This window comes from Candidatus Nitrospira salsa, from assembly GCF_965152625.1.
The window spans coordinates 236165-250985 of sequence record NZ_CBCUCO010000003.1 but is presented as its reverse complement, the minus strand read 5'-3'; the positions used below and the strand labels follow the sequence as shown (position 1 = coordinate 250985).

Genomic DNA, 14821 nt, shown 5'->3' with positions numbered 1-14821 from the left:
ATGTCTATCGCACAAATCACTGGGAAGGCGGAGAATTGGAGCGTGGGTTAACCACTTATTTTCAATCTCACAATGAGTAACCTGCTCCATCAGGCTTTTAGGCTTTAGGGTACCATCCGCCAAAAGACATCCATTTTGCGACACGCCAAATAGCATGACGAAGACGTGAAAACTATGAACGAAAGCTTACTTACTTTTCACTCTTGGTGGTCTGGCCAAGCGGGGCACTATTTTTTCATCGTCTTTTGTTAATTTAAGAGTCCCGGATATAAACGCTTCTGAAATGCTTCCATAGCCCATAACCCTACCATTCATTTCAGTTCCGGTTTTACTTACAGCTAGAAGTATTGAACCGAAGTCAATAAAATCTTTGTTGTTACCTGTTGGTGAATAATGCAGCCTCAGATATTGGTCGTGGTGGAAGGTTCCCTCTAACGTACATTCAAAATTTATTTTATCAGTTACCCACATCTTGCCAATTATCATTCTCTTGCCTGGATCTAATTCTATTTTTAATAAGAACTCTTTACTTTCCCTATTTTCGTTAGCTTCTTGTTTGAATTTTCCGTTCCATGCACCCTTTAAGATCCTCTGCCGACTTGAGCGAATCTTTGGTTGTGACATTCGCATAGCAAGAAGGTTTAAACCAAACCCCACTATTAGTGAAACCATAGTTAGCAGAACACTTTGCCATGTCATGCCAGATATTTCCTCTGTTTCTTAGGAATGAAAATAGCTGCTAAGAAAGCAGGCTTTAAACGCCTCTTTGCATAAGGCACCTCCCAAAAACAAGTGTTTTTAAAAATCTTGCATTTATAAGCTATTGGTATTCTTGGCACCGAAATTCGCAAATTGAGGTTTTTAGAGGTGCCCATAAGATTAATAGCTCGCTTCACAGTATAAGAGTAAGAGTTAAATAGATTCAATTGGTTACGAAACCGATTTTCTTCACTTCTGGTATTTCAGTTGAGAAAATCCTGATTTGATAGGATTTTCTCGAATACGGCTTTTGGAAATGGGGACATTCTCCTTTTTGAAGCGATTCTCTTTCTAGCTAGAGTGGGCCTATTGGCTCAAAAAAAGGCCTATTTCCGATCACCGATAGCAGATGTTTCTATCGGCACCCACTTTTGACAAACAAGAGGTGTGTTTATTGCTTCACACTAGGCTCGTCTTTATGCGCTTCATAGTAAGACCGTAGTACCGCATTCATTCGGGTTTGATAGCCTCGGCCTTGGGCTTTGAACCAATCCAACACGTCCCGATCATACCGCACTTTTACAGCCTCCTTGGGACTAGCAGGATAGACGACCTTCGCCGTCTTCCAAAAGTCTTTAGGCAATGATGGGCCCACAGGCGGATTAGCATGTGTGCGGTCTTCCATTTTTTTCAGCTCATTACCCGATACTTTGGTTATACGTTCTTTTTTCATCTCGTCCTGCCTTCCATGCCGAAATAATCCGGCGATTGTTTCCTCGCCAGGTATAGACGACAACTAAAAACTGTTCGTTCCAATGGCCAATGGCAATATAGCGGTCTTCTTCATAGTCCTTCCGATCATTGAGACGTTCGAGTATCGGATTGTCAAAAATTCTCGCGGCCCGGACAAAGTCGATACCGGGCTTTTTAAGGTTATATTCCCGTTTCTCATCATGCTATTCAACGTCCATACATAATGTACCTGCAATTGCACCCCTTTACGACCTTTTTGTCAAAACTTCACGGGTTTTATCTCGGTGCGGATAATAAAGAATTCAGGCTTTCGCGCTTCCTTGGCAAGTTGGTGGTTTTGTCCACGGTTGGGTTCGCCACTGCAAAGCGTCCTTGGCCATTTACGCCAACACCACTTCTTGCAGCGGTTCGTTTTTTCTACGCCGTGAGACCTGCACGGTGACTTTCCGATCCAGCTTATTCAAGAATCCGAAAAGCCGCTCTGGTGAGAACAGCGTATAGCGGCCATTCATCAAATTAGAGACTTCGGGTTGTTTAATCTCTAAGAGTTTGCCGATTTCCCGTTGATTGAGTTTCTTCTTTACAAGGATCATCCGTATAGAATGTCCGAGCTTGGCCCGTGTTAAGAGTTCGTCCGCATCATCAAGGCCCAAATCGGCAAAGACATTGCCGGAGCTTTCTTCAAAGACTATTTTCCCATTCTTTTTCATGACTCTTGCTCCTTTTCCATTTCCACGGCTTCCTTATATCGCCGTGTAATCATCTCTACATCCAGCTTCGCCGTTTTTCGTCCTTTAGGCGATTTCTTCTGAAACGCATGGAGGACATAGATCCTTCGCCCAATCTTGACCGCATAGACGGTCCGAAACGTGTCGGTATCAAAGCGGGTGACGATCTCTAAAACCCCACTCGCCACTCCCTTAAATGGCTTGGCTTTTGGTGGTTTCTCCCCTAATTGCACATCATAGAGCGCCGCACCAATATCCGCTCTCACAGCCTTGGGAAACGATTGCACTTGTTCTCGTGCATCGCTTACCCACACTACAGGCCTTATGTCCTCGTCATCCATGTCTATCTATCATGTTATAAGCAATTACTTATAATTTCAAGCAAGAAAATGCTGGATGTCAGAAAGATGCCCAACTCGATCACGGCAAGGGACTTAAAAAAATGGCCCCTTGTCGCGTTTAAGGATCGTTTCAATGTCGGGAATTTTCTCATAGGGGCTGCGGCATTCAGCCTTGAGCACTTGCCAAATGATTTTCTGACAGGCAGCCTCTTGGTCCGGACTTAGGTGCCCCTACGCTTGCATGACTTCACGCCATGGTTTTTCCTCTAACTGCCTTGCCAATTCGTCATCGGTGAGATGAATCACGCTCGGATCGCAGAAGATCTGCACCTCCGTGAGTACCCATTTCATGCTTTTCCCTTGTGGAAAAAGCAACGGAACGCCTTGGCGTTTCCCTGTTTTCAATTCATACTTTCCGTATGAATTTTACCGGACATTTTAAAGCTGCGACCGTTTCCTCTCAGTCGTCATGGCTCGATCTTTACCAATCCGAAATTCCTGCCACGGATCAAAAGCACTCGGCGCTACAAAATGTGTAAGCCCGAATGGACGAAATAACCCTCTTAAATAGGGTGTACCCTAAATAATCTGGTTGTAATGTATACTTTTGAGCATTTGTGTATTTTGTGATATTCTACAGAGAAGACCTTATACATACAGGAAAAGGAGGCCAAAAATATGAGTCGTCTCTCGATTGAATTGACACGGGAACAACATCAACGCTTGAAAGCCATGGCCGCCTTGCAAGGCAAAAGCATCAAGGATTATGTGCTGGATCGCTCTTTGCCGGATTTACCCGGTAGTGAGTCTATGACCGAGGAAGAAGCCTTGCACCAGCTCGAACAAATTCTCAAGCCCCGGATTGAAGCTGCCGAACGTGGAGAATTTTCTATCCGGACACCACAGCAAATCTTTGATGATGTGCAGCAGGACCTTCGTTAGTGCTTTCGTATGAATTAACGAAAGATGCTGAAGCTGATCTAGAAGAGATTATCCGGTATACCACATTGACCTGGGGACTGGAGCAAGCCGAACGATACTTCAAAAACCTTCAACGATGTTTTAACAAGATTGGTACTCGACAGGACACCAGGAAGTCCTTTCATAAACACTTACCCCAGGCCTTCGTTGTTCCTTGTGAACATCACTATGTTTTTTATCTTCTCCCCAAACAATCGAAGCCTCAAATTATCGCCGTCTTTCATGAGCGTATGGACCTCATGCATCGTCTCAAAGAGCGTTTTGAGTAGATTGCTGTTTACATTCGCATCTCTTCCCCGCAGCCAAAAGACTGATAGCCAGAAAGCGGAAGATCTCTAAAACGGCCTGCCTTTTAAAAACTGCATGAAGCCATTTTTGACGCGAAAGTGAACACCGTCATTGTCTGGAAGCTAGACAGCCTAGGGCACAATCACCGCAAAGAGATTAATGTGGTGGCCGAATTGGATGCATTCACATTGTCTTTCTATGGCAAAATCCGTCGCTTGGGGCAGCTTCTATTACTGTAATCACTTGCCATTTTGGTGTTTTATTGCTATTATGACAGTATAATGTCAACATGAATTATTCAGCTCAAGAATCATACTCTCCTGAAGGCGAAGCCTTTACAGAAGTCCTTTTCGAGGTGTTTAGACTCTATGGACGATTTCTCGTAGAAGGGGATAAGTTGGTTCAGCCGTTTGGTTTAACGACTGCGCGGTGGAAAGTGTTAGGTGTTATCTCACTTGCGAGTCAACCATTGACGGTACCGCAAATCGGGCGACGGATTGGGCTTTCCCGTCAGAATGTTCAACGACTGGTTGATGCATTAGAAGATGATGAGTTTGTTGAATGCCGAGGAAATCCAGATCACAAACGGGCCAAGTTGGTTGCGATGACAGAGAAAGGGACGCAACAGTATGCGGCCATTATGCGCAAACATATTCCTTGGGCCAATCAGTGTGCGTATGGTACCGAACGGGGCGATCTTGACCACACATTGCGCGTGATCAGACAGTTAATTGGGCAACTCGATCGTACGTAATGAGCAACCGGTATAATGATATTCTTGTGAGAAAGAACTTTTGCAAGGATTGATTCATCTGATAGAGTGTAGATTCATCTCAATTCTAAGAATTGAAAGTTGTCATTCTTGCAGTCTTGATCCAAAAATTTTCTAGTTAACCAGCTATAGACGAGGTTCAACGGATGAAAACTATAGAAGAAGCCACATATCCTATTACCGATTATCAAGACCGGCCAGCCGAAGAGCTGTTCGACCGTATTGTCGAAGCCAAGAAGACGCTTGGCAACCAAGTACTGATTCTCGGACATAATTATCAACGGGATGAAGTCATTGTGCACGCGGATTTACGCGGGGATTCATTATTACTTTCAAAGCTGGCGGCCGAACGTTCTGAATTTCCCAATGTTGTGTTTTGCGGCGTGCATTTTATGGCTGAAACGGCTGATATTCTTAGCCAATCCAATCAGACGGTCATTTTACCGGACTTAGCGGCCGGGTGCTCGATGGCCGATATGGCGGCGATTGAACAGGTCGATGAATGTTGGGATGCGCTTTCGCTGTTTATGCCTGTAGATGAGGTTGTGACGCCTGTGGTGTATGTGAATTCGGCGGCAGATCTCAAAGCGTTTTGTGGGGAACATGGCGGAATCACCTGCACCTCTTCCAATGCCAAGGTGGTCATGGAGTGGGCCTGGTCACGACGAGAGAAAATTTTGTTTTTTCCAGATGAACATCTTGGCCGCAATGTGGCGAATAAAATGGGCTTCCCCAAGGACGAAATGATTGTCTGGGATCCGTTTAAAACAAACGGAGGCAATACCCCTGAGGCGATTCACAAGGCCAAGCTTATTCTTTGGAAAGGCCATTGTAGTGTCCACCAAATGTTTCAGCCACTCCATGTGGATTATTTTCGTAAGCAGTATCCAGGTATCCAGGTCATTGTGCACCCCGAGTGTCATGAAGACGTGGTGAATAAAGCGGACTTTGTGGGGTCGACGGAGTTTATTATTCAGACGGTGAGTAAAGCTCCTGCCGGGACTTCGTGGGTCGTTGGCACAGAGTTGAATTTGGTCAACCGTCTCAAGGCTGAACAGACTGAGAAGCAAGTGTTTTTCCTGTCGCCCATGGTGTGCCGATGTGCCACGATGTTTCGGATTGATGCGGCACATATGTGCTGGTCCATGGAAAACTTGGCTCAAGGACAAGTGGTGAATCAGATTTCTGTCCCTGATGATGAAAAGGTCTTGGCCAAGGTTGCGTTGGATCGGATGATGGCGTTGAGTTAATCCTGCAATTTTTCCTTCCACTACGATTCATTTCATCGAGTATGGATTTAATATACACGTCGGGCTTCCTGTTGTGCCTGTACGGGATTCGTCAAAGTTTGACGGGTCCCGAAGGCATGGCTAGAATGCCCGAATGTTTGATTATTGTTTCTAACCATTGAGTATTCATGGACTACAAGCCGACTCTCAACCTTCCTCAGACAGATTTTCCCATGAAGGCCAATCTCCCTCAGCGGGAGCCAAAGCTTTTAGCTTGGTGGGAAGAACAACAGTTGTATGAAAAAATTCAGGAAGCCGGAGCAAAAAAACCTCTGTATCTTCTGCATGACGGGCCTCCGTATGCCAATGGGAAAATCCATATAGGGCATGCGCTAAATAAAATACTCAAAGACATCATTATTAAGTACAAAACGATGGAAGGGTACCGGGTCCCTTATGTTCCCGGATGGGATTGTCATGGGTTGCCCATTGAACATCAAGTAACGAAACAGCTTGGTGAAAAGAAAAAGAGCCTCTCGGCAATTCAGCTCAGACAGATGTGTCGGGATTATGCGAGCAAGTTTTACCGCATTCAGCGAGAGGAGTTTGAACGGTTGGGTGTATTAGGCGATTGGACTCACCCTTATCTGACCATGGACAAATCGTATGAGGCGGCCATTATTGAAGAGTTCGGGAAGTTTGTTGAAAAGGGTGGCGTCTACAAAGGATTGAAGCCTGTGCTGTGGTGCACAGCCGATCAGACGGCGTTAGCTGAAGCCGAAGTCGAATACGAAGACCATACCTCCCCCTCGATCTATGTGAAGTTTCCTTTTGACGCCTCAGCTGCCAAGTTAGCGTCACCAGACATGTTTGGGATTCCCACTTTGTCTGAGGCGCATCAAATCTCAACCGTCATTTGGACAACCACGCCATGGACGCTGCCAGCCAATCAAGCTATCGCGATTCACCCCGACTTTGACTATGCCTTTCTTCAAGTTGGAAATGAGGTGTTGGTCGTCGCTGAGAAACTTGTCGAGCAGGTCGTCAAGGCCTGCGGTTTGCCTGACTACCGGGTTCTTGGTGTCAAAAAAGGCAAAGAGCAGTTTGAAGGTCTGACCTGTTCACGTCCTTTGACAAAAGGACATTCTCCGATACTGCTTGGAGATTTTGTGACGTTAGAGCAAGGGACCGGCTGCGTGCATATTGCGCCAGGTCATGGGATGGAAGATTACCTCCTTGCGCTCAAATACAATCAGGCTCCACTGCAAAGCATGCTGACAGAACCGCTTCAAGTCGTGGTTCCTGTCGATCATACAGGACGATTCAAACCGGAGGTTGAGGATTTTGCCGGGCAGCCAGTGCTCAAAGCCAATCCGGAGATTGTCAAAAAATTAGAAGGCCTTGGAGTCCTTCTCGGACACGGCTCGGTGAATCACTCGTACCCTCATTGTTGGCGATGCAAAAACCCGGTCATTTTTCGAGCGACTGAGCAGTGGTTTGTGTCGATGGAACAAGGCGATTTGCGTGCACGGGCACTCAAAGAAATTGATCAAGTCCAATGGTTTCCTGAACGAGGGCGAGATCGAATTTATGGCATGATTCTCAATCGACCAGATTGGTGTTTGTCACGTCAGCGGATTTGGGGGACGCCGATTCCGGGGTTTACCTGTACGAAATGCGAGGAAACCTTAACTGATGCAACCGTGATTACACATATTGCCGGACTGATGCGAGAACGTGGTGCGGATGTGTGGTTCGAACAGTCTGCGGAAGAACTTCTTCCACCGGGCACGAAGTGTCCAGGTTGTGGGAGTCAGTCATTTAAAAAAGAACAAGACATTTTGGACGTTTGGTTTGAGTCAGGCGTGAGTCATGCGGCTGTCCTACAAGCTAGGGATGCACGGTGGTGGCCGGCAGACCTCTATCTTGAAGGATCAGATCAGCATCGAGGCTGGTTTCACAGTGCACTGTTAACATCTGTCACGACGAAAGACTGCGCACCCTACAAAGCGGTGTTGACCCATGGTTTTGTCGTGGATGGTGAAGGCAAGAAAATGTCCAAGTCTGCAGGGAATGTGGTGGCCCCGCAAGATGTAATTAATCAGTCTGGAGCCGATATTTTACGGTTATGGGTGGCGTCACAGGATTATCAGGAAGACTTGAGAATTTCGCCGGACATCTTAAAGCAGACGGTCGATGCCTATCGGAAAATTCGCAATACCACTCGCTTTTTATTGAGTAATCTCTATGATTTCGATCCCGCGCACGATCGTGTGGCCTACGAGAATTTGTCGCGAGTTGATCAGTGGGCTCTCTACCGTCTCAGTCGTCTGATCGAGGCCATGCAGAAGGCATATAGTGACTTTGAGTTTCGTCAGGCTGTGCACGAACTTGACTACTTTTGTTCGGTGGACATGAGTGCGACGTACTTGGATATTCTCAAAGATCGGCTTTACACCTTTCCGAAGAACTCAACCTTGCGGAGAGGATCACAAACGGTCATCCTGGAGATTGCCGTTGCGTTGTCGAAACTCATGGCGCCGATTTTGAGCTTTACGTCAGAGGAAATCTGGCAAACTCTACGCAACAGTCTGCCTGAAAGTGCCGATGTCTTTAGCGTGCATGTCTCTTCGTTTCCCAAGAGCGATGCTCGTTGGAAGAATACGCAAGTCGAACAGGAATGGGTATCTTTGTTAGCCGTGCGGACGGTGGTGCAACATGCGTTAGAAAAGCAACGACGAGAGAAAGTGATTGGAGCTCCATTAGAGGCTCGAGTGACAATTCATGCTACGGCGAAGCATTATGATCTTCTCAAGCGGTATGAATTCGATCTGCCTGCACTCTGTATTGTTTCGCAAGTACAGGTTGAACAGAGTGAATCGTACTCTGCCGACAAAGGCCTGGTTTCTGATGATGCCCTCGAAGTCATGGTGGATGTGGGAAAAGCGGACGGGATGAAATGTGAACGTTGTTGGAACTATCGAGTCACAGTCGGTATAGACTCTCAGCACCCGACCTTGTGTGATCGTTGTTTGGAAGCCGTCGTGTCGTGACCATGGTCAAACGATTTTCTATTCTCGCGATTGTGAGTGTGATCATCATTGTGGTTGATCAGGTGACGAAGTCCTATATCGCCACGACGATGTATCTTCATCAGTCCATTACCATTATTCCAGAATACTTCAGTCTCACCTATATCCGGAACCCTGGCGCCGCCTTTGGAATTCTTGCGTCGAGTAGCAGTGGGTTTCGGATGGTCTTTTTTCTCATTACCTCAATCTTTGCGCTTGGTCTGCTCATTACCATTTTCGTCAGACTGCAGCCAAATGATTGGTGGGGGCAGCTTACGATTTCGAGCATTTTCGGTGGCGCGATTGGAAACCTGATTGATCGTCTGCAATTTGGCGAAGTCATCGACTTTTTGGATTTTTATATCAATGGGTACCACTGGCCGGCGTTTAATGTTGCCGATATGGCGATAAGTCTTGGTGTCTGCTCTCTGTTCCTTCTGTTTGCGTTTGAAAAGCGAAAGCCTGAACTTTCCTCACAACCTCAAGAAGATCTGCGCTAATAGCCCCAACTCTCCATCTGCATATTCCACGTTCGTCATTCACATGATGTCTCTCAGAGGGTAAGGGTTTTCTCTTCGTGCCAAGGTATGCTTCTCACACGACGAGATAGATTTCCTGTTCATGACAGAGGCGAACGGCATGTTACAAACTTAATCTTGTGGAGTTACACTTGTGTTGATTGTGTGCTGTGCAGGACTTGAGAAGGAAGCGTGTTGGGTTGTTCACTCTCTGAAGGAAAGTAACTGATAATGCGTCGTGGATTGAGATATTCTCGCATCGCATACGGAATTTCTTTGGGTTGGAAGCTTTTGATGATTGAAAGATTGCTTTCTTGAGAGAGGTCAATGATGAGGGCTTCTTCTCTTGGAATTTCTGAGGAATACAGCATCACCCAAGGAGCCATGCGTGTTTGAGGATTGATGCTGCTGACTACACCGATGGTCTCATCGGACAACTCAACAAGAGAACCAGGCGGATACACAGTCAACATTTGAACTAATGCGACTATTGCTTTGTCCCAGAGAGGCCCCCGTCGATTTGCGTACAGATAACAAAGGGCTTCATAGGGTGTCAGGCACTTGGAGATGTCGGGGTGATTGCACAATTCATCATATTCATCAACGACCATCACAATTTTTGAAAAGAATCCGATCTCCGCCTCATGTAATCCACTCGGATAACCTGACCCATCGAGACGTTCATGATGTTGATCGATGATATCGAGACTGTCGGTGGACATGCCTCGAAATCGTTCTGTTAAGGTTCGTCCATTTTGCGGATGTGCTCGTAACACTTTCGAATCCGGTGTGCTTCGATACGATTTCGGACCACTATTTGTGCGCTCAAATTCGAGTAGCCCCAGGTCATGAAAAAGGGCTCCCATCCCAATGGCTGTGAGTTCTTCATCCTCTTGCATAAAGGCTTGTCCCAGCATCATAGAAAGAGCACACACATTCAGTGAATGCATGAAGAAGTCATCAACATCATCCGGTGCGCTCATGAGATTCATCAGAGCCATCGAACTTGTTGGGTCGCCGATAATTTTCCCTAGTGATGCGACCATATCCGAAGCTCTCCCCATAGCTTTTGAATGACCCGTTCGCAGTTCTCGAAACATGAGTTTGCTTTGTTGAAGAACGGCCTGATAGGCCTGGTCCGTCTTCCGTAATTGTTTTCGTCGTGTGGTATGGGTTTCCCGTCTTCTTTCAGCTGTCTCTTCCTCACGATAGTGGGCTATTGTTTCTTGATTGGAATCGAAGGTGACGTTCTCCTCTTCGGTGATAGGTTCTAAAGAGGGTGTGACGTCTTTTCCAGAAAACTCTTCAGAAGATATTGGGTCAGAACGATCTGGGTCATACAGGAGTCTCACTTTTGTGAGCCTGCGTAATGTCTCAATATCTTTGTCCAGTTTGACTTTAAAGGTATTCGTGGAGAAAGGGTGGCTAAACCATGAACCTTCAATTTTTATATACAGACCGATTCGAAGGTCATCGGGATGGTTGAGAGGAAGAAATGCCATAAGAAGATCCGTTAGACAGTTGTGCCTTTCAATCGTATTGGGTGATGAATCATGGTTTGAGTGTCTCTGAGAAATGTGTGGTTTTTAATGAGAGTGCCGTCTCACTCGAAAACGCATAGAGTCTCATTTTTGACAAATAGAGCAATCGAAAAAAGAACGCACCTTATTAAAAGAATTTTCGGTTAAAAAGAGCCAGATCTAAATATGTTCACTGAGGATAGAGAAGAAGGCGTTTTTGGCTTGGAATAAGGCAAGTGTCAGATAAGCCGTTGAAAGTATGATGAATTTGAATTTTTGTCAACGTGCGGGAGTTTTGGCGCGTGTAACCATTTTACAGTAAGAACAAATTCCAGTACTCGTGGGTTGGCTGCAGGTGGTACAGGGTTTGAGCGTGGTTTGATCGGTTTCCGTCATTGACCCCTGCGTGGCTTGAGCCTTTTCTTGTTTGGCGAGAAACTGCCAATAGAAGGTGTGTTTTGTTCCAGGAGATTCCGCTTCGAGTCGATTGAGCACATCTTTGTATACAAGCATCTTTGCGCCTTTGGACATGGGGCATTCTTCAACCATATAGTCAATCCGGTTGATGACCGCATACGCTGCAATTTCTCGTTCCGTCAGGCGGTAGAGGGGTTTCACTTTTTTAGCGAAGCCTTCCATTGAGGCCGGAAGTGTCGGGCTTTGTTTCTGGAGATACTCTTCTTGCCAATGGAGGACATTACCCAAGAGCCGTGCGGCTTCGTCATCCAGATTATGGCCAGTCGCCATCACATCATAGCCTCCTTGAATGGCCGCTCGATTAAATTGGTACCGTTTGATGGTTCCACAGGTTGAACAGGTCGGACGCCGAACCAGATTGGCAAGATCGGGAATGCATGCACCTTCTTCTGCTTCAACATTGTGAATAGTCAGGGAGGCTCCACAAGGTTTGGCAATCTGTTCTGTAAACTGTTCGACTTTTTCGCGTGAGCCCTGCGAATAGGCGCCGATTCCCTGATCAACATAGAGTGCATCCGCCCGATACCCAAGCTTTAAGAGAATTTCCCACAACGTCAAGCTGTCTTTTCCGCCTGAGACCGCGACCAAAATTCGGTCGTTGGGACTGAACATGTTTTGAGATTTGATCGCCTTCTGGACCTGACTTCTCACGAATTCCGTCAGACATACCGAACAAAAGGCGGTGTTGTGCCGAGGCATTCGTAACACGGCGCGTGCTGGGCATTTTCGGCATTTCATGGCCTACGTTCCGATCCCCCAGAAATGACAGGGCGAATTTCAATGGCATCACTGTCAGCTAATAGTTCATCTTCAGTCACGAGATCTTGTCCGCGAATCACCAGATAGGCTTCAGGGATGAGCTGCAGTTCTTTAAATACGTCCCGCACATGTTTCGGGCCTTCAATTTCTATATCTTTCGTGGGATGACTGAGGTGAATCTTCATGAAGGGCTTCATCATACGATTCTCGTTTAGTGCTTTGCAATGAGAAGATCCTACTTTCGTCAAACCTAAGAATTAGAACAGAATGAATGAAGCCTAAGTGAAGAAAAATAAAGAGAAAAAATTGAAAATACGTTGCTTTCTACAGAAGATGGAACCCCAGCGACCGTGTGGCTGCCAATATTTCATCAACTGTGGATATCAGTGAACGACGAGGCGAGTATGACGCATCCACATGATTGGGAGAAATATGAAAATTAGTATGGTAAACCGAAATAAAGGTGATAGAATTTAATCTGAATTGTCTCAAAAGAAGGCAATTGTCACATTCTGTGACCTGGCAGAGACAAACTCGGAAGTCACCGAGGAGGGGAATCACATGAACGATGCGAAGCAGCCTATTGACTTGAAATGTATTAATACGATTCGAACGCTCTCGATGGATGCCGTACAAGCGGCCAATTCTGGACATCCTGGAACCGCGATGGCCATGGCGCCTGTGGTTTACAGTCTTTGGAATCGGCTCTTGCGTTTTGATCCGGAAGACCCTATTTGGCCAAACCGTGATCGCTTCGTCCTCTCTATCGGTCATGCCTCGATGCTGCTCTATTCTCTTCTACATCTATGTGGTGTTAAGTCAGTGAATGCTCAGTACGAACGATTAGGGCAGCCTTCTGTGACGCTTGATGATATTAAGCAATTTCGCCAACTCGAGAGTAAATGTCCAGGACATCCTGAGTATCGATGGACATCTGGGATTGAAACGACAACCGGACCGTTGGGGCAGGGAGTGGCGACAAGTGTGGGTATGGCTATGGCCGAGCGATGGATGGCCGGGTATTTTAATCGTCCAGGTTTTGAGATGATTAATTACGACACCTATGCGCTTTGTGGTGATGGATGCATGATGGAAGGGGTCTCAAGTGAAGCGGCGTCATTGGCCGGTCATTTGAAATTATCGAATCTCTGCTGGATCTATGACAATAACAAAATCACGATTGAAGGGCACACGGAGTGGGCGTTTAGTGATGATGTCGCGACTCGGTTTATGGCCTATGGCTGGAATGTCACGAGAGTGGGGGATGCCAACGATCTGGACATGCTCGCGCGAGCATTTGAAACCTTCAAGAAAGAGACCGATCGTCCGACATTAATCATTGTCGATAGTCATATTGCTTTTGGCGCTCCGAATAAGCAGGACACGCATGGGGCACATGGTGAGCCGTTGGGTGAAGAGGAAATTCGTCTCACCAAGCGCAATTATCAGTGGCCGGAGAATGAAATGTTTCTTGTGCCGTCTGATGTGCTTCAACATTTCCAAGAAGGGATTGGAACACGCGGGAAGAGCTGTCGAGAAGGGTGGATGACGTTATTTGATGACTACAAAAAACAATATGCCGAGCTGGCAGATCATCTGTACACCATGCAACACCGAGGTTTACCGAATGGATGGGATGCCAATGTCCCAACTTTTCCCGCCGATGCCAACGGTATGGCCGGCCGTGAGGTTTCGGGTAAGGTACTCAATGTCTTTGCGCAAAATGTTCCGTGGCTGCTCGGAGGCTCTGCGGATTTGTCTCCTTCCACAAAAACGCGGCTAACGTTTGATGGGGCAGGTGAATTTACGGCCACAAACCAAACGGGACGGAATATTCATTTTGGTGTTCGAGAGCATGCTATGGGTGCTATTCTCAATGGTCTTTCGCTTTCCAAAGTCCGACCCTATGGTTCAGGGTTCTTCATTTTCAGTGACTACGCCCGTCCTGCCATCAGGCTCAGTGCCCTGATGGAAATTCCAGTCGTGCATATTTTTACACATGACTCCATAGGTGTTGGTGAAGATGGTCCGACGCATCAACCAATCGAACAATTGCCGTCCTTGCGCGCTATCCCCGGGTTGATCACTTTGCGCCCGGCCGATGCCAATGAAGTCGTCGAAGCATGGAAAGTCATTATGAAGTTACAGCATGAGCCTGCGGCGCTCATTTTGACACGCCAGGCGCTTCCCACACTCGACCGCACGCAGTACGCTTCGGCTTCCGGCGTGGCGAAAGGAGCGTATGTACTTGCTGATGCTCCAAATGGGCAACCTGATGTTTTGTTGTTGGCAACGGGCAGTGAAGTGTCACTGTGTGTCGAAGCCCATGAGCAACTTATCCGTGAAGGGATTAAAAGTCGAGTCGTGAGCATGCCGTCTTGGGAGTTGTTTGAACAACAGTCTGCGGATTATCGCGAGGCCGTTATTCCTCCACACGTGACGGCTCGAGTTTCGGTGGAATTGGCATCGACATTTGGATGGGCGCAATACGTCGGGATACATGGACTCAGTATTGGCATGAAAACCTTCGGCGCTTCGGCTCCACTCAAAGAATTAGCAAAAAAATTTGGATTCTCTTCTGAAAATGTGGTTACAGCTGCAAAAACCCAGCTTGAACACGCGAAATCACGTGAACTGGTACAGATGTCGTAACGGAACTGGTCGATGTTGAAAAAGGCTTGCTTA

The 14821-nt window shown here is 46.7% G+C and carries 15 protein-coding genes; 7 read left to right on the top strand and 8 right to left on the bottom strand.

Annotated features, from left to right (window positions below; all coding sequences use genetic code 11):
• Positions 1-186: 186 nt before the first annotated feature.
• From ACWQXP_RS12610 to ACWQXP_RS12590, 5 genes are all read right to left on the bottom strand, one after another.
• Positions 187-699: a hypothetical protein gene (locus ACWQXP_RS12610; RefSeq protein ID WP_454063225.1), complete on the bottom strand. Its 513-nt coding sequence runs from the start codon at positions 697-699 to the stop codon at positions 187-189.
• 451 nt (positions 700-1150) lie between these two features.
• A complete protein-coding gene (locus ACWQXP_RS12605; protein WP_454063224.1) occupies positions 1151-1432 on the bottom strand; it encodes a BrnA antitoxin family protein in 282 nt (93 codons plus the stop codon).
• Positions 1398-1592, bottom strand: a complete 195-nt coding sequence (locus ACWQXP_RS12600; RefSeq protein WP_454063497.1) for a BrnT family toxin — start codon at positions 1590-1592, stop codon at positions 1398-1400. Before ACWQXP_RS12600 ends, ACWQXP_RS12605 begins: the two co-directional genes overlap by 35 nt.
• A 240-nt stretch (positions 1593-1832) precedes the next feature.
• Positions 1833-2162: a helix-turn-helix domain-containing protein gene (locus tag ACWQXP_RS12595; protein ID WP_454063223.1), complete on the bottom strand. Its 330-nt coding sequence runs from the start codon at positions 2160-2162 to the stop codon at positions 1833-1835.
• Positions 2159-2521, bottom strand: coding sequence for a type II toxin-antitoxin system RelE/ParE family toxin (locus ACWQXP_RS12590; protein WP_454063222.1), 363 nt, complete (start codon positions 2519-2521; stop codon positions 2159-2161). The genes ACWQXP_RS12595 and ACWQXP_RS12590 overlap by 4 nt, the downstream gene beginning before the upstream one ends.
• 678 nt (positions 2522-3199) lie before the next feature.
• On the opposite strand from ACWQXP_RS12590, the gene ACWQXP_RS12585 reads away from it, so the two are divergent.
• The 6 genes from ACWQXP_RS12585 (at position 3200) to lspA (ending at position 9362) form a co-directional block, all read left to right on the top strand.
• Positions 3200-3463: an antitoxin gene (locus ACWQXP_RS12585; protein ID WP_454063221.1), complete on the top strand. Its 264-nt coding sequence runs from the start codon at positions 3200-3202 to the stop codon at positions 3461-3463.
• On the top strand, positions 3463-3771 hold the full coding sequence (locus tag ACWQXP_RS12580; protein ID WP_454063220.1) for a type II toxin-antitoxin system RelE/ParE family toxin: 309 nt from the start codon (positions 3463-3465) through the stop codon (positions 3769-3771). The genes ACWQXP_RS12585 and ACWQXP_RS12580 overlap by 1 nt, the downstream gene beginning before the upstream one ends.
• Before the next feature lie 308 nt (positions 3772-4079).
• The gene (locus ACWQXP_RS12575) at positions 4080-4544 is read left to right on the top strand and encodes a MarR family winged helix-turn-helix transcriptional regulator (RefSeq protein WP_454063219.1); all 465 of its coding nucleotides are present in this window, start codon (positions 4080-4082) and stop codon (positions 4542-4544) included.
• Between the two features lie 164 nt (positions 4545-4708).
• Positions 4709-5812 (top strand): quinolinate synthase NadA, encoded by a 1104-nt coding sequence (nadA, locus tag ACWQXP_RS12570; RefSeq protein ID WP_454063218.1) that lies wholly within the window; start codon positions 4709-4711, stop codon positions 5810-5812.
• Positions 5813-5979: 167 nt separating this feature from the next.
• Positions 5980-8844 carry an isoleucine--tRNA ligase gene (gene ileS / locus ACWQXP_RS12565; protein ID WP_454063217.1) on the top strand — a complete coding sequence of 955 codons (2865 nt, stop codon included), beginning with the start codon at positions 5980-5982 and terminating at the stop codon, positions 8842-8844.
• 2 nt (positions 8845-8846) lie between these two features.
• Complete coding sequence (gene lspA, locus ACWQXP_RS12560) at positions 8847-9362, top strand: signal peptidase II (protein ID WP_454063496.1); 516 nt, start codon at positions 8847-8849, stop codon at positions 9360-9362.
• Positions 9363-9526: 164 nt separating this feature from the next.
• Here lspA and ACWQXP_RS12555 read toward each other — a convergent pair whose 3' ends face one another.
• The 3 genes from ACWQXP_RS12555 to ACWQXP_RS12545 all read right to left on the bottom strand — a co-directional run bounded on the left by ACWQXP_RS12555 (position 9527) and on the right by ACWQXP_RS12545 (position 12336).
• Entirely contained in the window at positions 9527-10882 is a 1356-nt protein-coding gene (locus tag ACWQXP_RS12555; protein WP_454063216.1) for an HD-GYP domain-containing protein, read from the bottom strand.
• A gap of 297 nt (positions 10883-11179) precedes the next feature.
• Entirely contained in the window at positions 11180-12115 is a 936-nt protein-coding gene (locus ACWQXP_RS12550; RefSeq protein WP_454063215.1) for an ATP-binding protein, read from the bottom strand.
• Positions 12112-12336: a MoaD/ThiS family protein gene (locus tag ACWQXP_RS12545; RefSeq protein ID WP_454063214.1), complete on the bottom strand. Its 225-nt coding sequence runs from the start codon at positions 12334-12336 to the stop codon at positions 12112-12114. The genes ACWQXP_RS12550 and ACWQXP_RS12545 overlap by 4 nt, the downstream gene beginning before the upstream one ends.
• A gap of 361 nt (positions 12337-12697) precedes the next feature.
• On the opposite strand from ACWQXP_RS12545, the gene tkt reads away from it, so the two are divergent.
• Positions 12698-14788 carry a transketolase gene (gene tkt / locus ACWQXP_RS12540; RefSeq protein ID WP_454063213.1) on the top strand — a complete coding sequence of 697 codons (2091 nt, stop codon included), beginning with the start codon at positions 12698-12700 and terminating at the stop codon, positions 14786-14788.
• The last annotated feature ends 33 nt before the right edge of the window (positions 14789-14821 follow it).